The sequence below is a fragment of the Bradyrhizobium sp. Unk1 genome, from assembly GCF_059512345.1.
The window spans coordinates 44,806-66,062 of the sequence record NZ_JCAMOP010000043.1 but is presented as its reverse complement, the minus strand read 5'-3'; the positions used below and the strand labels follow the sequence as shown (position 1 = coordinate 66,062).

Here is a 21,257-nt window from a genome sequence, read left to right as displayed (position 1 = left end):
TGCGCGCGGAGTATCAAATCGACGTGAAACACGCTGGGCGAGTACGACAGAACGAGTATCCCCGCGCCATCCCTTGCCACCACCCTGACACTGCTTGGCCTGATCATTGGCTTCTCCAGGCGATCAATCGATATGACCAGCGCAAGAATTTCGAGGAGACTGAAGCCAACGCCATCGTGGTCGAATAGGACGCAACCTGCTGCAATCATAAGCCGCACACGAGCGGGACATAGCGCGGGCTGCGGCCGATGCCGGCTTTTGATCGCGAAGCCGAACTCATGGTTCAACATTCACCGCTTTGGCATAGCTCCACTTCATCTATAATTCTCTTCCGTGGATCAGCTACAGGAGGCAAGAATGAAGCGATCAATTGCCTTGTCAGCGTCGCTAATTATTGGCTTCTCAGTTGGAAGCAATGCAGGCGCGAGTGCTGCAACTTACTGCCGACACGTTGGCTATCCCGCCAATTGTCTCGTTCGGACCGGCGGCATGGTCGCGCCAACCCGTGATGTTCGCGGAATGCCACCATCAATTGATGCGGGCCCGAGCGGCGTTATAAGGCAGGACTTGTTCGCAAGGAATAATCCGAACAATTTGCGATCTGATTGGCCCGGTCCACCCGCTCAACCGGGGCAGTTCTAGCCGCTATTTCGCGAATGCCGTCTCCATCACCTTTCGCGTCTTGATCGTCTCGTTGTTCGCATCGAACTCGACGTCGCTCCAGCGCACGATTTCGCCATGGGCGACGTCGTGCTTCAACTTGAGGCGATGCGCGAGACCGATCGGCAGGGCACCTGCCTTCAGGCTCGCGGCTGCCGGCACCAGCTTGCCCCACACGGTGTCGCCGCCTTCGCCGTCCAGCATCTCGCCGGCGCGCAAGTTCCGCTTGGCCACGGCGGCGACGTCGCCGCGGAAGCCATAGGGCTGGCCGGTCGGCTCGCCCCGTAGCGCCGCCGACAGGATAGAGATGTTCAGCTCGAGCCCGATCAGGTGGTACGGCTTGTACATCGCGGCGAAGCGTCCGCTGCCGTCGGTCTTCAGGCCGTATTGCCTGAAGCAATCGGCGGCATAATCGTTCGGCGCCTCCAGCACGACATAGACGCCCCAACGCAAATCGCGAAACACCGGCCGGCCGTCGCGCTCGAGTGACGACACCACCTCCACCACGCCCGACCGCTCCAGCACGCCGCCCTTGTCGCTCGGGCGCATGACATGCGGCAAATCGTCGACGCCGCAGGGTGGAAACAGCAAACCGCTCGCGGGTACGTCGAGCGCACAGGCATTGGCGATCGCGGCCATCTCGATCGCGGATTTGGTGCCGTCGAGGAAGGAGTTGAACATCTGCGGATTCATGCCGGCCGACTGCGCCTCGCCCGCGGTGAGACCATAGTGCTGCCAGACGCCGTCAGGCGTCACGTCGTGATAGGCCGGCAGATACTTCGTGCCCTTGCCGGCCGCGACCACGCGAAAACCGGTGGCGCGGGCCCAGTCGACCATCTCCGCCGTCAGCGCCGGCTGGTCGCCATAGGCGAGCGAATAGACCACGCCCGCCTTGCGCGCTTCCTCGGCAAGCAGCGGGCCTGCCAGCACGTCGGCCTCGACATTGACCATCACGATATGCTTGCCCGCCGCGATCGCAGCGCGCGCGTGCTTGATGCCGACCGCGGGATTGCCGGTTGCTTCAACGACGACATCCATCGCACCGCCCGCAATGGCGCGCGCGCCGTCGTCGGTAAACACGGTGGCTGCGATGCGCGCCGCATCCCAGCCCACGGTGCGGCACGCTTCGCGGGCACGGTCGCGGTCGATGTCGACGATGATGGGCACTTCCAGCCCCGGCGTGTGCGGCACCTGCGCCAGAAACATCGAGCCGAACTTGCCGGCGCCGATCAGCGCGACACGGACAGGCTTGCCGGCGGACGCGCGGGCCTGGAGGAGGCGGAAGAGGTTCATGGGGATGTCCTGCGAAACTATCGTGTCCCGGACGCGCTGCAACGCGTAGCGTTGCTGCGCAGAGCCGGGACCCAGAAAGAAAACCATCCGTGGGGCATGAGCCCCGGCTCAGCAGCGCATCACTGACGTGCTGCGCTGCGTCTGGGGCACGAGACCCGTCTACTCCGCCGCCTGCCTCGGTGCTCGTGCAAGCCGCACCAAGGCATCATCGTCCACCGTCTTGATCGGCGCAAAATCGCGATGCGCGATGTACTCTGGCCGCGTCGGTGTGCGAATGTAGTTCGAGACCGCGTTCAGCGTCAGGTACACGATCTTGCGCGGGTAGGGCGTGATGTTGCCGGCCGAGCCATGCACGAGATTGCCGTGGAACATCAGCATGCCGCCCGGTTTGCCGGTCGGCGCCACGATGCCGCCCTGCTTGACCAGCCGCGTCACGGTCTCCTCGTCCAGCGTCCACAGCGGGTAGGACGTCGTCGCAAGGTCATGGGAGGCCTGGAGATCGCCGGCATTCTGGCTCTGCGGCACCAGCATCAGCGGGCCATTGATCGGCATCACCTCGTCGAGGAAGATCGCGATGTTCATCGCGCGCGGCTCCGGCATGCCGTCGTCGCGCTTCCACGTGCCGTAATCCTGGTGCCACTGCCAGACGTCGCCCGTGAAGGCCGATTTCGCGTTGATCTTGAACTGGTGCATGTAGACCGGCTCGCCGAACAATTGCTCGACCGGGTCGATCATGCGCGGATGCGCGCCCAGAATGCCGAAGGCCTCGTTGTAGAGATGCGCGGCAAAGGCCGTGCGCGGCGCGCCGCTCTTCTCGCGCCAGACCTCGGGCCGGTTGGCATCATAAATGCCGACCGCCTCGCGCGCGAGGAAGTCGACCTCCTCCTGGTTGAACAATTCGGGGAGGAACAGCCAGCCCTCGCGATGGAAGAACTCCAATTGTGCCTCGGACAGTTTCATGGATCGTCCTCCTGTTTTGCTTATTTGTTTTCTCTTTCGTCATGGCCGGGCTTGACGGCGTGCGCCAACAGCTACGCCGCCGCCTCGTCCGTCGCCTTCAATCTCTCCTCGGTCATCCGTCCCGCCGTCTGCGCATGCGCCAGCGCCGCGCGCTCGGCGGCTTTCGCATCGCCGGCGAGAATGTGTCCGGCAATCGTCGCATGCTCGGCCCATGCGCTGTCGCGATAATCGAGCTCGGAGAGCACCGTCGCCATCGAGCGGCGCATATGCGGCCATTGCGGCGCGATCGTCTCCTCGATCACGGGATTGCCCGCGAGCTGATAGATCGCGCGGTGAAAATCGACGTCGAGCACGATCAGCTCGGCGAGCGACGTCTTGCGGTCGATGCGGCGTCCGGCGGCGAGGGCTGCGTCCAGCCGCGCGCGTCCCGCCGCGTCGCTTGCTGCGCGCCGAGCGGCGAGCCGGGCGGCCAGCGCGTCGATGGCGCCGCGCACCTCGTAGAGCTGGCGGATGCGCGAGGGGTCGAGTTGGGTGACTTCAAAGCCGCGCCGGCCGCTCTCGGCGACGAGTCCCTGCCGGTGCAACAAATGCAGCGCATGCGACACCGGCTGGCGTGACACGCCGAGCTTGTCGGCGAGTTCGTTCTGCCGGATGCGCTGGCCGGGCTGAAGGGTGCGGTCGGAGATCGCTTCCAGGATCCGCGCATAGACCTGGTCGATCAGGTTCGGGAGCGGGTCGAGAGGGATCACGCCGGCAACTCCGAGATACAAAGTGGGAATACGGAATTCCGTATTCGAAGGTATCGCAGGAGGGGAAGGGCGTCAAGGCAGGCCTCACGCCGTCGTTTTTTGACCCACTAAGCCATTGATATCGCTAGGGCCGTCTACTGTGCATGGGGTTGTTTTCGCCAAAATGGCTTGGCCGGCCCCGGCGCCTATTTCTTCTTGCCCTGCTCGATCAGCATCCGGCTCATCAGATAGAGCCGCGGCACGATCGAGTTGGTGTCGATGAATTCGTCCCGCGCGTGATAGCCGAAGCCGGCGAGGCCAAAGCTCTCGACCACCACCGCCTTGCCGCTGCGGTTGGCATAGCCGGCGTCGGTGGCGCCGCCGGTCATCTCGGCGATGTCGAGCTTGCGGTCGATCTCGGCATAGATCGCCTGCCCCTCCTGCGCGAGCGCGCGGCCGCGATCGCTGGCGACGAAGGGCGGGCGGCCCGCAATGATCGTCACCGTGGTTTCGGTGTCGGGCACGAACTTGTCCTTCACCTTCGCGTCGAGCGCCGCCTGCAATTTGGCGATGCCATCGGGGATGGTCAGGCGGATGTCGGCGCCGGCCTCGGCCTTTTCCGGAATCTGGTTGCGCACCGTGCCGGCCTGCGCCGTGGTCCAGTTGAGCTGCGTGCCCGGGATCGACTTCGCGACGTCCTTCGTCTGCTGCAATTGGTGCGCGAGCTCGATCAGCGCGTTGCGGCCGAGATCGGGCGCGGCGCCGGCATGCGAGGCGCGACCCTTCACCTCCATTTTCGCCGTCGCAGTGCCGCTCGCCCCGAGCAGCAGCCCGTCATTCCTGGCGATCGGCGCGGCCACCGTCGGTTCGCAGGAGAGCACGACGTCGTGCTGGTCGGCGAGCTCGGCGATGATCTCGCCCGACCCGATCGAGCCGACCTCTTCATCCGGATTGAAGGACACGGTGAGCCTGGCGTAGTCCTGCCACCCGGCGTCCTTCAGGATCTTGAGCGCATGCAGAACCACGGCGATGCCGCCCTTGTCGTCGGCGATGCCGGGGCCGTAGATGCGGTTGCCGTCGACACGGTACGGCTCGCTTGCGAGAATGCCGCGCTGATAGACCGTGTCCATATGCGCGATCAGCATCAGCTTTCGCGACCCGGTGCCCTGGAAGGTGGCGATCACCATGTCGGCGCCCGTACCCGCGGTGGTCTTGCGCCGCTCGATGGTGGCGCCCATCGCCTTCAGACGCGCTTCGGTGAAGTCGGCGATCTTCTTCAGGCCCTCGGCATCGCCGCTGCCGCTCTCGATCATCACCATGTCGCGCAGGGTCTCGATCAGCGGCGCCTTCTCCTGCTCGGCCGCGGCCTTGAGCTTCTCGTCGGCGGCCGCAAGCGCGATGGTGCTGCCGGCGGCGAGGCCGAGCAGGGACAAAGCGAGCAGGGGGATGAAGCGGGCTGTCATGGAATCGTCCTTTCGCGTCTTGAGCGCACCGCGCGCGATTGGACTTCAGCGTAACATCCGGGCTGTCCGGATGCCACGTCCCGCTAGCGCTCCAGCACCTCCACCTCCATCGTCGCGATCTGGTCCGCATCGGCCACCGCCTCGATCCCCGCGATCCGGTCGCCGTCGAACGTCACGCGCAGCGCGATGCGCAGACGTCCGCCGAAGATGACGGCGACGCCGATCTCGCCATCGACCAGCGCCGTCCGCGCCGCCTGCGCACGGCCCTTGTAGATCTGTGCGACCGCATCCGCGCCGCGGATCTCCGGCAGCGTGCCGAGCCGCACCGCAGCCTGGTCGGCACGGAACACGACGTCGGGATCGAGCAGGGCCAGCAGGCCCTCGAAATTGCCCTCGCGCGATGCCTTCAGGAAGGCATCGACGATCGTGCGCTGGTGCGAGATGTCCGTCTCAGGCACCGGCGCGCCCTGAACACGGCGTCGTGCGCGGCTCGCCAGCTGCCGCGAGGCGTCGACCGAGCGTCCGACGATCGGCGCGATCTCCTCGAACGGGACTGCGAACATGTCGTGCAGCACGAAGGCGAGCCGCTCCGCCGGCTGCAATGTCTCGAGCACGACGAGAAGGGCCGCGCCGACGGAATCAGCCATCTCCGCCTCGCGCTCGCGCGTCTCGTCGACAGGTTCGGGCACATGCGGGCCCATCGGGTCCTCGCGGCGCGACTTTCGTGCACGCAGCATGTCGAGGCAGATGCGCGCGACCACGGTGGTCAGCCAGCCGCGCAGGTTCGCGACATCGGACGTGTCGTAGCGGCTGACCCGCAGCCAGGCCTCCTGCACGGCGTCGTCGACCTCGGCGCGGGAACCCAGCATCCGGTAGGCGACCGCGCGCAAATGGTCCCTGCTGGCCTCGAACTGGTGGCTGAGAGAATTTTCTTCAAAGTTTTTTTGGCTCATCGGTCACATTCCCTCGTCGCGATCCGTCATCCCCATGACGAAGCCAATCCGGCCGATGTGACCGGAACCGTCGAAATTTTTCAAACGGAGACGCAAGATGATGCACGCCCGCATGAATCACCCGGTCATGGTCCTGCCGGAGGCCATGAATGTCCTTCAGTCCCTTGGCAATTTGACCAAGCAGGGCCTGCCGGAAAAGCTCCTGGAACTGGTGCACCTGCGCGCCAGCCAGATCAATGGCTGCAGCGTCTGCGTCGACATGCATCCGAAGATCGCCCGCAAGCTAGGTGAGACCGACGAGCGCCTGTTCGCCGTGTCGGCCTGGCGCGATGCGCCCTATTTCAGCGACGCCGAACGCGCCGCGCTGGCGCTGACCGAAGCCGTCACGCGCCTCGCCGATCGCGAGGACCCGGTGTCGGATGCGATCTGGAACGAGGCCGCCAAGCATTTCGACGAGCGCGAGCTCGCAACCTTGATCCTCTCGATCGCGACCATCAACGTCTGGAACCGCCTGAACGCGACGATCAAGATGCCGGTCGGTGTTTGGAAGGTGTGAGGCTCTTTTTCCTCTCCCCGCACGCGGGGAGAGGCGAAGAAGCTACTCCGCCAGAAACCTGTTCACGACCTCGCCGAACTCAAGCGGCGCCTGCTCGAACATCCAGTGGCCGGCATTCGGGATCACCGCCGTCTTGCTGCCGGCGATGTGCTCGGCCAGCACGCGCCACATCACCGAGAGGCTGCCGGTCGTCGCGCCGCCGCCGATCAGCAGCGTCGGCGTCCTGATCGCCTGCGCATCAGCGAGCGTGTAGGGCCGGCGCTGCTCGTTGATCTGGCCGAGGAAGGTGAGCGTGTTATCGCGCAGTTGCTGCTTCGCCGCCGCCGGCACGCGCCGCCACGAGCCGTCGCCTTCGATGCCCTCGTAGAAATTCTGCAGCGCGCCGTCGAGATCGCCGGCGCGGATCATCTCGACCGAGCGTATCGTCTTCGCAGCGAGCGGCGGATGCGCGGGCGTGCCTTCGGGCACCGGCAGGCTGGCATCGAGATCGCCGCCCGGCTCGGCCAGCACCAACTTGCGCAGCAGGTCAGGCCGCGCTTGCGCGACGCGAAACGCGATGTGGCCGCCGCGCGAATGGCCCATCAGGTCGACCGGTCCGGGTTTGACCTGCTCGATGAAGGCGATCGTGTCTGCGACGTGTTGCGCCATCTTGTAGTCGTCACCGACGGCGTCCCAATGCTCGGGGAAGAAGTGCCGCAGGCTGACCGAGATCACGCGATGCGCCTTCGACAGCGGGCCGAGCACTGAATACCAGGTGCGGAAATCACCCAACGTGCCGTGGACGCAGACGAGCGGCAGGCCCTTGCCGACTTCGAGATAGGCCATGTCGTAACCGTTGACGCGAAAGCTCTGCATGATCAGCTCGCCAGAAAGTCCAGAACCAGTTCGGAGTATTTTTGCGGCGCCTGCTCGAACATCGGATGGGTTGCGTTCGGGATGATCGCCGTTTTCGAGTAGGGCACGTGCGCAGCGAGCGCATGCAGCACCTTTGGCAGCAGGCCTTTGGTCCGTGCGCCCAGGATGAACAGCGTCGGCATCCCGATCGATTCCGCATCCGCCTGCGAGAACGGCGGGCGGTTGTCGCGGACCTGCCCGATCAGGGTATAGGCGTTGTCGCGCAGATTCTGTTTCACCATCGCCGGCAGCCGCGGCCATGTGCCGGCTCCCTCCAGCGTGTCCACGAAGACGGCGAGGCCGCCGTCGACATCGCCGGCCGCGATCTTCTCGGCCGAGGCCGTGAACCGCGCCAGCAGTGGCGAGGGGCCACCGACGTAATCGGGATCGAGGCTCGCATCGAGCTCGCCGCCGGGCTCGGCCAGGATCAGCCGCCGCAACAGGTCGGGGCGGGCCTGTGCCACGCGGAAAGAGATGTGCCCGCCGCGGGAGTGGCCCATCAGATCGACGGGGCCGACGTCGAGCTTCTCGATGAAGGCGATGACGTCCTGGACATGCTGGTCGATCGAATAGGTGTCGCCGACGCCGTCCCAGCGGTCGGGGAAGAAATGCCGCAAGCTGATAGCGATCACCCGATGCCGCTGCGTCAGCGGTCCGAGCACGCAGCCCCAGACGCGGAAGTCATTGAGCGAACCATGCACGCAGACCAGCGGCGGCCGGCCTCGGTCTTCACCCACGTCGAGATAGGTCATGTCGTATCCGTTGACGCGGAGGCTTTGCATTCGGGGCTCGCGGGAAAGGGGCGGGAACTCCTGTGCAAGATTCCCGGAAACCGGGTGGATCGCAACTATTTCCAAGCCTAGATATAGGCACGGATCACAATGGGGGCATGCGATAAGGACGCAAGCCAGGAACCAAGCCATGACCGACCAGCATTTTGCCCTGTTCGACACCAGGATCGGCCTCTGCGCGATCGCCTGGGGCCCGCGTGGTATCAACGGCACGCAGCTCCCGATGGGCGGCGAGGAGAAGATCCGCACCCGCATCAGCCAGCGCCACGCCGACGCCACCGAGGCCGAACCGACCGCCGAGGTGCGAGAGGCGATCGGCCGCATCACAAAACTGCTCGCGGGCGAGCCTGACGATCTCACCGATATCCCGCTCGACCTCGACGGCGTGCCCGACTTCAACCGCGGCGTCTACGAGATCGCCCGCGCCATCCCGCCCGGCAAGACCATCACCTATGGCGACATCGCCAAGCAGCTCGGCGGCGTTCAGCTGTCGCGCGATGTCGGTCAGGCGCTCGGCCGCAACCCGTGCCCGATCGTCGTGCCCTGCCATCGCGTGCTGGCTGCCGGCAACAAGCCCGGCGGCTTCTCGGCGAATGGCGGCGTGGTGACGAAGCTGAAAATGCTCGAGATCGAAGGCGCGCTGGTGAACCACACGCCGAGCTTGTTTGATTGATCTCCGCTTTACTCTCCCCTGGAGGGGGAGGGTCGATGCGCATGCAGCGAAGCGGAATGCGCAGCGGGGCGGGGTGACAGTCTCTCCGAGTTGAACAGTGCCCGAGTGGAGAGATCACCCACCCCGTCGCTTCGCGCCGACCCTCCCCCTCCAGGGGAGGGTAAGCAAGTGGCTAGATCTTCGCCGCCGTCTTCGGCCAATACTTGTCGCGCAGATGCCGCTTCACCAGCTTGCCCGTCGGCGTGCGCGGCAGCTCGGCTTCGAAATCGATCGAGCGCGGGCACTTGATCGCCGAGAGACGTGTCTTGCAGTAGGCGATCAGGTCGGCCTCGAGCGCCTTGCCGGCGCGGCTCATGTCGTGCGGCTGCACCACCGCCTTCACCTCTTCGCCCATCTCTTCGTTCGGCACGCCGAACACGGCGACGTCGGCGATCTCGGGGTGGGTGATGAGAACGTCCTCGGTCTCCTGCGGGTAGATGTTCACCCCGCCGGAGATGATCATGTAGGACTTGCGGTCGGTGAGGAACAGGAAGCCGTCCTTGTCGAGATAGCCGACGTCCCCGAGCGTCGACCAGCCCTTCGCGTTGTAGGCCTTCTTCGTCTTCTCGGGATCATTGTGATAGGTGAAAACAGGCGCATCGGCGAAATAGACCGTGCCGATCTCGCCCACCGGCTGCTCCTCGTCGTTCTCGTCCAGGATCTTGATCTTGCCGACCACGGCGCGGCCGACGCTGCCGCGATGCTCCAGCCATTGCTGCGAATTGCAGACGGTGACGCCGTTGCCTTCCGAACCCGCGTAATACTCGATCAGGATCGGCCCCCACCAATCGATCATTTTTGCCTTGACGTCGACCGGGCATGGAGCTGCGGCGTGGATCGCGCCTTTCAGCGTCGAGACGTTGTACTGGGCGCGGACCTCGTCGGGCAGCTTCAGCATGCGCACGAACATGGTCGGTACGAGCTGTGATTGGGTCACTTTGTACTTTTCGACCAGCTTGAGAAAATCCTCGGCGTCAAAGTGCTCCATGATGATGGAGGTGCCGCCCAGCACGATCGCCATCATGTTGAAGCGCAACGGGGCCGCGTGATAGAGCGGCGCCGGCGAGAGGTAGGTGCTCTCCGCATTCATGCCGCACATGTCGGCGCAAAGCACGCGCAGGAAGGCGTTCGGCAAGTCGATCTTGTTGCCCTCGAACGCCTTCTTGATGCCCTTGGGCCGGCCGGTGGTGCCCGACGAATACAGCATGTCGTAGCCGGCGACCTCGTCCGGGACAGGCGTCGCCGGCTGTGCGGACGCTTCCTTGTCGTAAGAGCGGAAGCCGGCTTGCGGCTCGTCGACCATGTAGAAGATCGGCTCGCCGGGCGCGCCCTTGATCAGGGCCTTGATCTGGTCGGCGCATTTCGGCGTGGTGATCACGACCTTGGCGCCGCAATCGCCGATGATGTAGTCGATCTCGTCCTGCTTCAGATAACGGCTGATCGCGGTGTAATAGAGCCCGCTGCGTTGCGCCGCCCAGCAGATCTCCATGAACGCGAGACGGTTTTCCATCAAGAGCGCGATGTGGTCGCCGGCCTTCAGGCCGAGCGAGCGGAACAGGTTTGCGCCCTGGTTCGAGAGCTCGTCGAGCTCGCGATAGGTGATCGCCTTGCCGGTCCCGGCCATCTGGTAGGCGATCTTGTCGGGCGTGGTCTTCGCGTAGACGGACGGATGGGTCATGGCGTTTCCTCAAAACGCGAATGGCGAGTGGCGAATGGCAAATAGGGAAGAAGGCAAACCGCTCTTCGCCTACTCACCATTCGCTACTCGCCACCCACTATTCGTTTTTGTCTTTTCTTACAGCCGTTCGACGATCGTCACGTTGGCCATGCCGCCGCCTTCGCACATGGTCTGCAGGCCGTAGCGCTTGCCGCGCTGGTGCAGGGCGTGGACCAGCGTGGTCATCAGCTTGGTGCCGGAGCCGCCGAGCGGATGGCCGAGTGCGATGGCGCCGCCATTGACGTTCAGGCGGGACGGATCGGCGCCGGTGGTCTTGAGCCAGCCGGTCGGCACCGAGGCGAAGGCCTCGTTGACCTCGAACAGGTCGATGTCGTCGACCTTCATGCCGGCCTTCTCCAGTGCGCGCTTGGTGGCGTGCAACGGTGCGTCCAGCATGATGACGGGATCGCCGCCGGTCATGGTCATGTGGTGGATGCGCGCCAGCGGCGTGAGGCCGAGCTGCTTCAGGCCGCGCTCGTTCACGACCATCACGCCGGAAGCGCCGTCGCAGATCTGGCTGGCGCTGGCCGCCGTGAGCTTGCCGTTCTCGGCGATCAGCTTGACGCCCTTGATGCCGTCGAGCGTGGCATCGAAGCGGATGCCCTCGTCGATGTGGTGGGTGTCCTTGCTGCCGTCGGAGCGGGTGATCTCGAGCGGCACGATCTCCTTCTTGAAGTGGCCGGCTTGCGTCGCCGCGATCGCGCGCTGATGGCTGTTGTAGGAATATTCGTCGAGATCGTCCTTCGACAGGCCGTACTTCTCGGCCATCATCTCGGCGCCGGTGAACTGGCTGAACACGATGTTCGGATATTTGTGCTCGATGCCCGGGCTCTTGTAATTGCCAAAGCCGTTCTTGGCCGGAAGCTGCGAGGACAGGCCCATCGGTACGCGCGTCATCGATTCCACGCCGGCGGCGATCACCACGTCCATCGTGCCGGACATCGCAGCCTGCGCGGCGAAGTGCAGCGCCTGCTGCGACGAGCCGCACTGGCGGTCGATCGAAGTGCCCGGAACGCTCTCCGGCAGCTTCGAGGCCATGATCGCGTTGCGGGCGACGTTGTTGGACTGCTCACCGACCTGCATGACGCAGCCCATGATCACGTCCTCGACCAGGGCGGGATCGACCTTGGTGCGATCGACCAGCTCGTCCAGCACCTTGGCGGCGAGATCGGCCGGATGCCAGCCGGCGAGGCGGCCCCCCTTGCGCCCGCCCGCGGTACGCGCAGCGGCGACGATATAAGCCTCGGCCATGTCGGTCTCTCCCTGGATTGTTTTTTATCGAGTTGGATTGTCGGCGCGGATTTAATGGGCGCGACATCGTTTAGTCAATCGATCAATTAACTCTTGTGATGAGGCGCTGGTTCGGCTTATCTCCGGCCGCTTCAAGCGGCGAGAACAGGGAACTCCGTGACTACCAGCGTACCGAACAGGCTCCCGAGCGGAAAGAATTCCACGGCAGAGAAATTGCTCGTGGCCGCGAGCGAGCTGATGATCGAACGCTCGTCGATCGAGATCTCGCTCTCCGACATCGCCCAGAAGTCGGGCGCCAATGCCGCGCTGGTCAAATATCATTTCGGCAACAAGGATGGCCTCTTGCTGGCGCTGCTCGCGCGCGATGCCGCGACCGAGATGTCAAATCTCGAATATCTGCTGGCGCAACCGATCACATCGACGGCGAAGCTGAAGCTGCACATCGCCGGCATTATCCGGGCCTATTACCGGTTCCCCTACATGAACCGGCTGATCCACTATCTGCTGCATGAGAGCGTTGCCGGCTCTGCCGACGAAGTCTCAAAGTTCTTCGTGGCGCCGCTGCTGGACTTCCACCGGCGCCTGCTCACTGAGGGCGTCAGCCGCGGCGAGTTCCGCGCGACCGATCCGGTGCTGTTCTACACCAGCCTGATCGGCGCCTGCGATCACCTGTTCTTTGGCCGGCACGCGATGTCTCGCGCGACCGGCGTCGGCCCGGTCACCGACGACGTCTGCCGGCAATACATCAAGCACATGGAAACGCTGATCTGCGGCGGCATCCTCACGCAAGCCGGGGAAGCTGTCGCGGCCGGATAATCTCGCCATCACGCTCAAGTCTAGAGAAGAAACGCCCAAGGAAAAGGCAGAGGAAAGGTAGCTTACGATGGAGTTGAAAGACGTAGCCGTTCTCATCACCGGCGGTGGTTCGGGCCTCGGTGAGGCCACCGCCCGCGCCATGGCGGCCAAGGGCGCCAGGATCGGTGTGATCGACCAGAACAAGGACAACGCCGAGAAGGTCGCCGCCGAGGTGAAAGGCGTCGCGCTCCATGCCGACGTCACCAGCGAAGAGCAGATCAAGGCTGCGATCGCGAAGGCGGAAGCCGCGCACGGCGTCGCGCGCGTGCTGATGAACTGCGCCGGCATCGGCGGCTCGCAGCGCATCGTCGGCCGCGACGGCGTCTATCCGCTGGAAAAATTCGCGCGCATCATCAACGTCAATCTGATCGGCACCTTCAACTGCCTGCGTCTGTTCGCCGAGCGCCTCGTCACGATCGAGCCGGTCGGCGAAGAGCGCGGCGTCATCATCAACACGGCTTCGGTCGCTGCTTACGAAGGCCAGATCGGCCAGATCGCGTACTCGGCCTCGAAGGGCGGCGTTGTCGGCCTGACGCTGCCGGCTGCGCGCGACCTCGCCAGCCAGAAGATCCGCGTCAACACCATCGCGCCCGGCCTGTTCTTCACGCCGTTGCTGATGGGTCTGAACGAAGAGGCACGCAAGAGCTTAGGGGCCCAGGTGCCGCATCCCTCGCGCCTCGGCGATGCCAAGGAATACGGCTCGCTCGCGGTGCACATCGTCGAGAACGCGATGCTCAACGGCGAGACCATCCGTCTCGACGGCGCTATCCGCATGGCGCCGCGGTAGGCGCTGCGTACTTACCCTCCCCTGGAGGGGGAGGGTCGGCGCGAAGCGCCGGGGTGGGGTGATCTCTCCACACGGGCAGCGTTCAGGGCGGAAAGACCGTCACCCCACCCCGCTCGCGCTGCGCGCGATCGACCCTCCCCCTCCAGGGGAGGGTGAAAGACCGGCGCCTGACTCGCATGGAGGACGCTCCCATGTCCCAACCGCTGCTGATCGAGCACAACGACGGCGTCGACACGGTGACGCTCAATCGGCCTGAAAACCTCAACGCGCTCGATCCCGCGCTGATCGATGCGCTCAACGTTTACTTCCAAGGCCTTCAGCGCAACCGCGACACGCGCGTCGTCGTGCTGCGCGGCGCCGGCAAGAACTTTTGCGCCGGCCTCGACCTCAAGGCGGCGATGGCCCGCCGCGCCGGGCAGCAGGAGCCGCCCGGCGTCACCGAATCGCTCGACTCGCAGCGCCGCATCGCCGACATCGTGATGTTGATGCGACGTTGTCCGCAGCCGATCATCGCTCTGGTGCAGGGCGCGGCGGCCGGCGGCGGGTTTGCGCTGGCGCTTGCCTCCGACATCCGCATCGCGACGAAGTCGGCGCGCATGAACTGTGCTTTCATCAAGCTCGGCCTTGGCGGCTGCGATATCGGCACCAGCTACTTTCTGCCGCGGCTCGTCGGCGTCTCCGTCGCATCCGAGCTGATCCTGACCGGGCGTTTCATCGGCGCCGAGCGTGCGCTCGCGGTTGGGCTAGTGTCCGAGGTCGTCGATGAAGACAATCTCGATGCTGCTGCTGCGCCCTATGTCGATGCGATGATGACGGCCTCGCCGGTGGGACTGCGCCTGTCAAAAGAATGTCTCAACATGAGCGTTGATGCGGGATCGCTGGAAACCGTGATCGCGATAGAGGACCGCAACCAGGTCCTGTGCAGCCGCTCCGAGGAATTTTCGGAAGGCATCAGGGCCTTCCTTGAGAAGCGAAAGCCTGTCTATATCAGGCGCTGAACGAGAACGATCCGCAAAGGACGATAATTCCGGGAGACGCAAAATGAGTGGAAGTGCGGCGGCAGTGATGACGAAGCCCGCCTTTCGCAAGGTCGAGTGGCTCGCGCGCGACATCGACGTCGAGCGCCGTGGCGACGGCACGGTGGTGCTGAAGTCGCGCATTCCGCTGCAAGCCTACGAGACGCATCTGCCGGCCTCGCTGGCGAAATGGGCGCGGCAAGCGCCCGAGCGCGTCTGGCTCGCGCAGCGCGGCGGAGCGAACCGCGAATGGCGCAAGGTCTCCTATGGCGAAGCCAAGCGTACCGTGGATGCGCTGACGCAGGCGCTGCTCAATCTCAATCTCGACGGGCGTCCGGTGACCATTCTCTCCGGCAACTCGATCGAGCACGCGCTGATGACGCAGGCCGCGATGCAGGCGCGCTCGCCGGCGGCTCCGGTGTCGCCGGCCTACTCCTTGATGAGCCATGATCACGTCAAGCTGAAATATCTGTTCGACCTGATCAAGCCGGCCGCGGTGATGGTGCAGGACGGCCCGACCTTCGAGAAGGCGCTGAACGCTCTCGACCTCACCGGCGTCACCGTCGTTCACGTCGCGCGTCCCTGCGACGGCATCACGAGCGTCAGTTTTGCCGAGCTCGCGGCAACGTCCGTGACCGCCGACGTCGACGCTTCGATCGCGAAGATCACGCCGCAGACCGTCGGCAAGCTGTTGTTCACCTCCGGCTCGACCGGCATGCCCAAGGCGGTCATCAACACGCAAGAGATGATGTGCGCCAATGCGGCGATGATGATGCAGGTGCGGCCGCGCGATCCCGGCGGTCCGATCTCGACCATGCTGGACTGGATGCCATGGAACCACACCATGGGCGGTAATGCGGCGTTTCACCCCGTGCTGGTCGACGGCGGCACGCTCTATATCGATGACGGCCGGCCGATGCCGGGCCAGTTCGAGGAGACGCTGCGGAATCTGCGCGAGATCTCGCCGACCTATTACGCCAACGTGCCGGCCGGCTATGCCGCGCTCGCCGCCGCCATGGAGAAGGACGACGCGCTGTGCCGCTCGTTCTTCAAGAACCTGTCGATCATGGCCTATGGCGGCGCGCGGCTGCCTGACGATCTCTACGAGCGCATGCAGGCCCTCGCCGTGAAGACGACCGGCGAGCGCATCGTGTTCTACACCGGCTGGGGCTCGACCGAGACGGCGCCGACCTCGACCGGCACCTATTGGGACACCGAGCGCGTCGGCCTGATCGGCCTGCCGTTCCCCGGCGTCGAATTGAAGATGGTGCCGTGCGGCGCGAAATACGAGCTGCGCCTGCGCGGCGTCAACGTCACGCCCGGCTATTTCGGCCAGCCGGACCTGACCAAGAAGATGTTCGACGAGGAAGGTTTTTACTGCATCGGCGATGCCGGCATCTTCGTCGACGATGCCGATCCGGTGAAGGGCATCATCTTTGCCGGGCGAGTCGTCGAGGATTTCAAGCTCACCACCGGGACCTTCGTGCATGTCGGCTCGCTGCGTACCGATGCGATCGCGGCGGCGACGCCGGTGGTGCATGACGCGCTGGTTGCGGGACAGGATCAATGCTCGATCGGTCTGCTGGCGTGGCCCAATCTGCATGCGTGTCGCCAGCTGGTCGGCAATCCCGAGCTGAGCTTCGAGGATGCCGTGAAGCATCCTGAGGTGATCGCCTGCTTCAAACGCGGACTGGAAACACACAACACGGAATGTGGCGGCGCCAGCAGCCGCGCCATCGCGCGCGCGATGCTGATGGCCGAGCCGCCCTCCATTGATGGCAATGAGCTCACCGACAAGGGCTACATCAACCAGCGCGCCGGCTTAGAGCGCCGTGCGGCGCTGGTCGAGCGGCTCTACGCGGATAAGCCGGATCAGGATGTGATCGTGCTGCGATGAATGCGCAACTCTCTCGTCATTCCGGGATGGCCCGAAGGGCCAGGCCCGGAATCCATAACCCCGGCTGGTGGATATGGATTCTCAGATGCGCAATTGCGCATCGTAGCTCGCGCTCCGCGCGTCCCGGAATGACGGCTCAAATAAATGACAACGAATAAACAAAGGTAGCCCGCCATGAACTTCGATTTCTCCGACGACCAGAAACAGCTCCGCGACCAGGCGCGCAAATTCCTCACCGAAAAATGCTCGCCCAAGGCAGTGCGCGTCGTGCTCGACGGCAAGGCGCCCTACGACAAGGAGCTCTGGAAAGGCCTCGCCGAGATGGGCTTCCTGGGCGTTGCAATCCCCGAGGATTTCGGTGGTGCGGGCGCGGGACATCTCGAGCTTTGCGTGATCGCGGAGGAGATGGGCCGGGCCAACGCGCCGGTGCCGTTCTCCTCGACCGTGTATCTTGCCGCTGAAGCGCTGTTGATCGCGGGCAGCGATGCCCAGAAGAAGAAATGGCTGCCGGCGATTGCCTCGGGCGAGGCGATCGGCACGCTGGCGCTGTTCGAGGGCAAGGGCAATCCGTCGCCGAAGAACGTCAAGCTGACCGCCGCGAATGGCGTGCTCAACGGCGTCAAGAAGCCGGTCGCCGATGGTGCGATCGCCGATTTCGCTGTCGTCGCCGCGCGCACGGGATCGAGCGGCCGCGACGGTGACGTCTCGCTGTTCCTGGTCGACCTCAAGGCCGGCGGCGCCGAGGTGAAGAGCTTGACCAATCTCGATCCGACCCGCGGGCAGGCCGAAATCACGTTCAGGGATTGCAAGGCGGAGCCGCTCGGCGCCACCGGCGAAGGCTGGAGCATTTTGACCCAGGTGCTCGACCGCGCCGCGGTGCTGTGCGCGTTCGAGCAGGTCGGTGGCTCCGACCGCGCGCTGGAGATGGGCCGCGACTACGCGCTCGACCGCATCGCCTTCGGCCGCCAGATCGGCTCGTTCCAGGCGGTCAAGCACATGCTCGCGGACATGTATGTGTCGGCGACGCTGGCGCGCTCCAACAGCTATTACGGCGCCTGGGCGCTTTCGACCAACGCGGGCGAGCTGCCGGAAGCCGCAGCCGCCGCGCGCATCAGCGCGACGCAGGCGTTCCAGCACTGCGCCAAGAACAACATCCAGGTTCACGGCGGCATGGGATTCACCTGGGAGTTCGACTGTCACATGTACTACCGCCGTGCCAACGCCATGGCGCTCGGGCTCGGCAGTCTCACTTATTGGGAAGACCAGTTGATCGACCGCATGCGCAAGAAGAACGCGGCATAAGCGAAGGATCACGTCATGAACTTCGACGACACCCCGCAGGAAGCCGAATTCCGCGCCACCGCCCGCGCCTGGATCGGCGCGAATGCGCCCAAACAATACGAGGAAGAGCTGCGCAAGTCCTCGCTGGGCCGCACCCAGCTCAAGAACGCCAACATCCTCGAAGTGGCAAAAGCCTGGCAGAAGAAGAAGGCCGATGCCGGTTGGGCCTGCCTGCACTGGCCGAAGGAGTATGGCGGCCGCGGCTCGTCGCCGATCGAGCGCGTGATCTGGCAGCAGGAAGAAGGGCCGTTCGGCCAGCTGTCCCGCATGTTCATCATCGGCCACGGCATGTGCGGGCCGACCATGATGGCGTTCGCGCGCGAGGAGCATAAACGCACGTACCTCCCGCCGCTCGCCTCCGGCGAAAAGGTCTGGTGCCAGCTGTTCTCCGAGCCGGCCGGCGGCTCCGACGTCGCGGGCCTGCGCACGCGCGCAGAGAAGGAAGGCGACGACTGGGTGATCAACGGCCAGAAGATCTGGACCTCGGGCGCGCACTATTCCGACTATGGCATCCTGCTGACCCGCACCGATCCGACCGTGCCCAAGCACAAGGGCCTCACCATGTTCTTCCTGGACATGAAGAGCCCGGGCGTCGAGGTGCGGCCGATCAAGCAGGCGAGCGGCGCCTCCGACTTCAACGAAGTCTATTTCACCAATGTCCGCATTCCCGACCATCAGCGCCTCGGCGAGGTCGGTGACGGCTGGAACGTCTCGCTGACCACGCTGATGAACGAGCGCAGCGCGATCGGCGCGGCCGTCTCGACCGGTTTCCCGGAGCTGTTCGAATATTGCTCCAGCCTGATGCTTGATGACGGCCCGGCGATCGAGGATCGTGCGGTGCGCTCGAAGCTCGCGAACTGGGCGGTGAAGGCGAGCGGGCTGAAATACACCAGCATGCGCGCGATCTCGGCGCTGTCGAGGGGTGAGCGACCGGGGCCGGAGAATTCGATCGGCAAGCTGGTCGCGGGCTCGATGATCCAGGACGTCGCGACCTACGCGCTGGATCTGCAGGGCGCGAGCGGCGTGGTCAGCGGTTCGGAGGATGCCGAACTCGCCGGCCGTTTCCAGGCGATGCTGCTGCGCGCGCCGGGTACCCGCGTCGAAGGCGGCACCGACGAGATCATGCGCAACATCATCGCCGAGCGGGTGCTGGGCCTGCCCGGCGATATCCGTGTCGACAAGGACGTGCCGTTCAACAAGATCCCGACGAAGGGAAGAGGGTAGAGGTCCGCCATGAATTTCGACGACACCCCGCAGGAAGCCGCATTCCGCGAGACCGCGCGCAAATGGGTCGCCGCCAACGCGCCGAAAGAGTTCGAGCAGGAGCTGTCAAAATCCTCGCTCGGCCGCATCCGGCTTGCCCATCATGACATCGTCGATGTCGGCAAGGCCTGGCAGAAGAAGAAGTTCGAGGGCAATTGGGCCTGCCTGCACTGGCCGAAGGAATATGGCGGGCGCGGCGCCACGCCGATCGAGCGCGTGATCTGGCAGCAGGAAGAGGGCGTCTACGGCAAGCTGACGCAGCCGTTCCAGATCGGCGAGGGCATGTGCGGCCCGACCGTGATGGCTTTTGGCAGCGAGGACGCCAAGCGCCGCCATCTGCCGAAGCTCGCCTCCGGCGAGGAGATCTGGTGCCAGCTGTTCTCCGAACCGTCCGCCGGCTCCGACGTCGCGGGGCTGCGGACGCGCGCGGAGAAGAAGGGCGACAATTGGGTCGTCAACGGCCAGAAGATCTGGACCTCGGGTGCGCATTATTCCGACTATGGTTTGTTGATCGCGCGCACCGATCCGAATGTGCCCAAGCACAAGGGCCTCACCATGTTCTTCCTGGACATGAAGAGCCCCGGCGTCGAGGTTCGGCCGATCAAGCAGGCCAACGGCATGCAGGAGTTCAACGAGGTCTATTTCACCGATGTGGTGATATCAGACAGCCAGCGGCTCGGCGCCGTCGGCGAGGGCTGGAGCGTGTCGCTGACGACGCTGATGAACGAGCGGATGTCGATCGGCTCGCGGCTTGCGACCGGCGTCCCCGAAATGTTCGAGTTCTGCTCCAATCTGATGCTGGAGGACGGGCTCGCCATCGACGATCCCGCCGTGCGCTCGAAGCTCGCGAGCTGGGCAGTGAAGTCGAGCGGGCTGAAATACACCAGCTACCGCGCGATCTCGGCGCTGTCGAAGGGCGATCGGCCGGGGCCGGAGAATTCGATCGGCAAGCTCGTCTCGGGCATGATGCTGCAGGACATCGCGACCTACGCCATGGACCTCCAGGGCGCGGCCGGTGTTCTCACCGGCGCGGACGAGGAGACGGTGCAGGGCCAGTTCCAGCAGATGCTGCTGTCTTCGCCCTCGATGCGCATCGCCGGCGGCACCGACGAGATCTTGCGCAACATCATCGCCGAGCGCGTGCTGGGATTGCCGGGCGACATTCGCGTCGACAAGGACGTGCCGTATAACAAGATCCCGACCAAGGGGCGGTGATCCAACCTCTCGCTGTATCTCGTAGGGTGGGCCAAACGAAGCGTGCCCACCATATGCAGATGCGCCGGGGTAAGTTGTCGGTGGGCACGGCGCTATCGCGCCTTTGCCCACCCTAGGAGAAGAGCGCGAGCCAATTCATGGATGCAAAAGTGAGCCAGACCCAGGACCGTATCGGCGTGCTCGAGGAGCTCCTCAACGAGCGCTACTCCGTCCGCGCCTTCTTGGCCAAGGAGGTCGACCGCGCGACCATCGAGCATGTGCTGGCCACCGCGCAGCGCACCGCGTCCTGGTGCAACAGCCAGCCCTGGCAGGTCATCATCGCCAGCGGTGCGGCCAAGGAGCGCTTCCGCCAGGCGATCTACCGGGAAGCATCGGGCGGATTGGGTGACGATTACGACTTCACCCCGCCGCGCGAATATGTCGGCGTCTATCTCGAGCGCCGCCGCGAGAGCGGTTTTCAGCTCTACAACACGCTCGGCATCGTGCGCGGCGACAGAGGCGCCTACGCAAAACAGGCGCTGGAGAACTACAATTTCTTCGGCGCGCCGCATGTCGCGATCATTCACACCAACGAGCCGCTCGGCATCTACGGTGCGATCGATTGCGGCGCCTATGTCTCGAATTTCATGCTGGCCGCGCAGGCGCTCGGGCTCGGCACCATCCCGCAGGCGGCGCTCGCGCGCCATTCCGGGCTGATCCGCCGCCACTTCAATCTGCCCGACGACCGCCGTGTGGTCTGCGGCATCTCGTTCGGCTATGCCGACGACGCCCACAAGGTCAACAGCTACCGGACCTCGCGCGCGAGTGTTGCCGACACGGTGACGTTCGTCGAAGAGTAATTAGACGCGCAAAGGCGGCCGCAGAAACGGCCGCCTTCACATTCGTCTCGGTCCGGTTGACGGGGC

19 protein-coding genes are annotated in these 21,257 nt (G+C 64.7%); 10 read left to right on the top strand and 9 right to left on the bottom strand.

Going from position 1 to position 21,257, the window contains the following annotated elements; translation table 11 throughout:
• Positions 1-645: 645 nt before the first annotated feature.
• The 5 genes from AC5ZFO_RS38215 to AC5ZFO_RS38195 all read right to left on the bottom strand — a co-directional run bounded on the left by AC5ZFO_RS38215 (position 646) and on the right by AC5ZFO_RS38195 (position 6,057).
• Positions 646-1,953, bottom strand: a complete 1,308-nt coding sequence (locus tag AC5ZFO_RS38215) for an NAD(P)H-dependent oxidoreductase (protein WP_282525345.1) — start codon at positions 1,951-1,953, stop codon at positions 646-648.
• A gap of 159 nt (positions 1,954-2,112) precedes the next feature.
• Positions 2,113-2,913: a phytanoyl-CoA dioxygenase family protein gene (locus AC5ZFO_RS38210; RefSeq protein ID WP_282525344.1), complete on the bottom strand. Its 801-nt coding sequence runs from the start codon at positions 2,911-2,913 to the stop codon at positions 2,113-2,115.
• 71 nt (positions 2,914-2,984) lie between these two features.
• Entirely contained in the window at positions 2,985-3,662 is a 678-nt protein-coding gene (locus AC5ZFO_RS38205) for a GntR family transcriptional regulator (RefSeq protein WP_282525343.1), read from the bottom strand.
• A gap of 185 nt (positions 3,663-3,847) precedes the next feature.
• A complete protein-coding gene (locus AC5ZFO_RS38200; RefSeq protein WP_282525342.1) occupies positions 3,848-5,104 on the bottom strand; it encodes a M20/M25/M40 family metallo-hydrolase in 1,257 nt (418 codons plus the stop codon).
• An 83-nt stretch (positions 5,105-5,187) separates the two neighbouring features.
• A complete protein-coding gene (locus AC5ZFO_RS38195; RefSeq protein WP_496123470.1) occupies positions 5,188-6,057 on the bottom strand; it encodes a sigma-70 family RNA polymerase sigma factor in 870 nt (289 codons plus the stop codon).
• A gap of 100 nt (positions 6,058-6,157) precedes the next feature.
• Between AC5ZFO_RS38195 and AC5ZFO_RS38190 the strand changes: the two genes are divergently transcribed.
• On the top strand, positions 6,158-6,613 hold the full coding sequence (locus AC5ZFO_RS38190) for a carboxymuconolactone decarboxylase family protein (RefSeq protein ID WP_039158057.1): 456 nt from the start codon (positions 6,158-6,160) through the stop codon (positions 6,611-6,613).
• 42 nt (positions 6,614-6,655) lie between these two features.
• Here AC5ZFO_RS38190 and AC5ZFO_RS38185 read toward each other — a convergent pair whose 3' ends face one another.
• Positions 6,656-7,468 (bottom strand): alpha/beta fold hydrolase, encoded by an 813-nt coding sequence (locus AC5ZFO_RS38185; RefSeq protein ID WP_282525340.1) that lies wholly within the window; start codon positions 7,466-7,468, stop codon positions 6,656-6,658.
• Between the two features lie 2 nt (positions 7,469-7,470).
• Positions 7,471-8,289: an alpha/beta fold hydrolase gene (locus AC5ZFO_RS38180; RefSeq protein ID WP_282525339.1), complete on the bottom strand. Its 819-nt coding sequence runs from the start codon at positions 8,287-8,289 to the stop codon at positions 7,471-7,473.
• 139 nt (positions 8,290-8,428) lie between these two features.
• On the opposite strand from AC5ZFO_RS38180, the gene AC5ZFO_RS38175 reads away from it, so the two are divergent.
• On the top strand, positions 8,429-8,971 hold the full coding sequence (locus AC5ZFO_RS38175; RefSeq protein ID WP_282525338.1) for a methylated-DNA--[protein]-cysteine S-methyltransferase: 543 nt from the start codon (positions 8,429-8,431) through the stop codon (positions 8,969-8,971).
• Positions 8,972-9,143: 172 nt separating this feature from the next.
• Here the strand turns inward: AC5ZFO_RS38175 and AC5ZFO_RS38170 are convergent, their stop codons facing one another.
• Complete coding sequence (locus AC5ZFO_RS38170) at positions 9,144-10,688, bottom strand: acyl-CoA synthetase (RefSeq protein ID WP_282525337.1); 1,545 nt, start codon at positions 10,686-10,688, stop codon at positions 9,144-9,146.
• A gap of 117 nt (positions 10,689-10,805) precedes the next feature.
• Complete coding sequence (locus AC5ZFO_RS38165; RefSeq protein ID WP_282525336.1) at positions 10,806-11,978, bottom strand: acetyl-CoA C-acetyltransferase; 1,173 nt, start codon at positions 11,976-11,978, stop codon at positions 10,806-10,808.
• A gap of 237 nt (positions 11,979-12,215) precedes the next feature.
• Here AC5ZFO_RS38165 and AC5ZFO_RS38160 point away from each other — a divergent pair, with 237 nt between their 5' ends.
• The 8 genes from AC5ZFO_RS38160 (at position 12,216) to AC5ZFO_RS38125 (ending at position 21,191) form a co-directional block, all read left to right on the top strand.
• A complete protein-coding gene (locus tag AC5ZFO_RS38160) occupies positions 12,216-12,794 on the top strand; it encodes a TetR family transcriptional regulator (protein WP_282525335.1) in 579 nt (192 codons plus the stop codon).
• A gap of 67 nt (positions 12,795-12,861) precedes the next feature.
• Entirely contained in the window at positions 12,862-13,620 is a 759-nt protein-coding gene (locus AC5ZFO_RS38155) for an SDR family NAD(P)-dependent oxidoreductase (protein ID WP_282525334.1), read from the top strand.
• Positions 13,621-13,811: 191 nt separating this feature from the next.
• Entirely contained in the window at positions 13,812-14,618 is an 807-nt protein-coding gene (locus AC5ZFO_RS38150) for an enoyl-CoA hydratase/isomerase family protein (protein WP_282525333.1), read from the top strand.
• A gap of 43 nt (positions 14,619-14,661) precedes the next feature.
• Positions 14,662-16,533 (top strand): AMP-binding protein, encoded by a 1,872-nt coding sequence (locus AC5ZFO_RS38145; RefSeq protein ID WP_282525332.1) that lies wholly within the window; start codon positions 14,662-14,664, stop codon positions 16,531-16,533.
• Between the two features lie 174 nt (positions 16,534-16,707).
• The gene (locus AC5ZFO_RS38140) at positions 16,708-17,835 is read left to right on the top strand and encodes an acyl-CoA dehydrogenase family protein (RefSeq protein WP_282525331.1); all 1,128 of its coding nucleotides are present in this window, start codon (positions 16,708-16,710) and stop codon (positions 17,833-17,835) included.
• A 15-nt stretch (positions 17,836-17,850) separates the two neighbouring features.
• The gene (locus AC5ZFO_RS38135) at positions 17,851-19,098 is read left to right on the top strand and encodes an acyl-CoA dehydrogenase (RefSeq protein WP_496123469.1); all 1,248 of its coding nucleotides are present in this window, start codon (positions 17,851-17,853) and stop codon (positions 19,096-19,098) included.
• A 9-nt stretch (positions 19,099-19,107) separates the two neighbouring features.
• Complete coding sequence (locus AC5ZFO_RS38130) at positions 19,108-20,352, top strand: acyl-CoA dehydrogenase (protein WP_282525329.1); 1,245 nt, start codon at positions 19,108-19,110, stop codon at positions 20,350-20,352.
• Positions 20,353-20,489: 137 nt separating this feature from the next.
• Positions 20,490-21,191 carry a nitroreductase gene (locus tag AC5ZFO_RS38125; protein WP_282525328.1) on the top strand — a complete coding sequence of 234 codons (702 nt, stop codon included), beginning with the start codon at positions 20,490-20,492 and terminating at the stop codon, positions 21,189-21,191.
• The last annotated feature ends 66 nt before the right edge of the window (positions 21,192-21,257 follow it).

Coding starts and splice junctions, on each gene's coding strand:
- AC5ZFO_RS38135 (WP_496123469.1), top strand. CDS start 17,851: ATGAACTTCGACGACACCCCGCAGGAAGCCGAATTCCGCGCCACCGCC.
- AC5ZFO_RS38200 (WP_282525342.1), bottom strand. CDS start 5,104: ATGACAGCCCGCTTCATCCCCCTGCTCGCTTTGTCCCTGCTCGGCCTC.
- AC5ZFO_RS38145 (WP_282525332.1), top strand. CDS start 14,662: ATGAGTGGAAGTGCGGCGGCAGTGATGACGAAGCCCGCCTTTCGCAAG.
- AC5ZFO_RS38185 (WP_282525340.1), bottom strand. CDS start 7,468: ATGCAGAGCTTTCGCGTCAACGGTTACGACATGGCCTATCTCGAAGTC.
- AC5ZFO_RS38215 (WP_282525345.1), bottom strand. CDS start 1,953: ATGAACCTCTTCCGCCTCCTCCAGGCCCGCGCGTCCGCCGGCAAGCCT.
- AC5ZFO_RS38160 (WP_282525335.1), top strand. CDS start 12,216: ATGATCGAACGCTCGTCGATCGAGATCTCGCTCTCCGACATCGCCCAG.
- AC5ZFO_RS38195 (WP_496123470.1), bottom strand. CDS start 6,057: ATGAGCCAAAAAAACTTTGAAGAAAATTCTCTCAGCCACCAGTTCGAG.
- AC5ZFO_RS38210 (WP_282525344.1), bottom strand. CDS start 2,913: ATGAAACTGTCCGAGGCACAATTGGAGTTCTTCCATCGCGAGGGCTGG.
- AC5ZFO_RS38180 (WP_282525339.1), bottom strand. CDS start 8,289: ATGCAAAGCCTCCGCGTCAACGGATACGACATGACCTATCTCGACGTG.
- AC5ZFO_RS38150 (WP_282525333.1), top strand. CDS start 13,812: ATGTCCCAACCGCTGCTGATCGAGCACAACGACGGCGTCGACACGGTG.
- AC5ZFO_RS38165 (WP_282525336.1), bottom strand. CDS start 11,978: ATGGCCGAGGCTTATATCGTCGCCGCTGCGCGTACCGCGGGCGGGCGC.
- AC5ZFO_RS38190 (WP_039158057.1), top strand. CDS start 6,158: ATGCACGCCCGCATGAATCACCCGGTCATGGTCCTGCCGGAGGCCATG.
- AC5ZFO_RS38130 (WP_282525329.1), top strand. CDS start 19,108: ATGAATTTCGACGACACCCCGCAGGAAGCCGCATTCCGCGAGACCGCG.
- AC5ZFO_RS38125 (WP_282525328.1), top strand. CDS start 20,490: ATGGATGCAAAAGTGAGCCAGACCCAGGACCGTATCGGCGTGCTCGAG.
- AC5ZFO_RS38155 (WP_282525334.1), top strand. CDS start 12,862: ATGGAGTTGAAAGACGTAGCCGTTCTCATCACCGGCGGTGGTTCGGGC.
- AC5ZFO_RS38175 (WP_282525338.1), top strand. CDS start 8,429: ATGACCGACCAGCATTTTGCCCTGTTCGACACCAGGATCGGCCTCTGC.
- AC5ZFO_RS38170 (WP_282525337.1), bottom strand. CDS start 10,688: ATGACCCATCCGTCCGTCTACGCGAAGACCACGCCCGACAAGATCGCC.
- AC5ZFO_RS38140 (WP_282525331.1), top strand. CDS start 16,708: ATGAACTTCGATTTCTCCGACGACCAGAAACAGCTCCGCGACCAGGCG.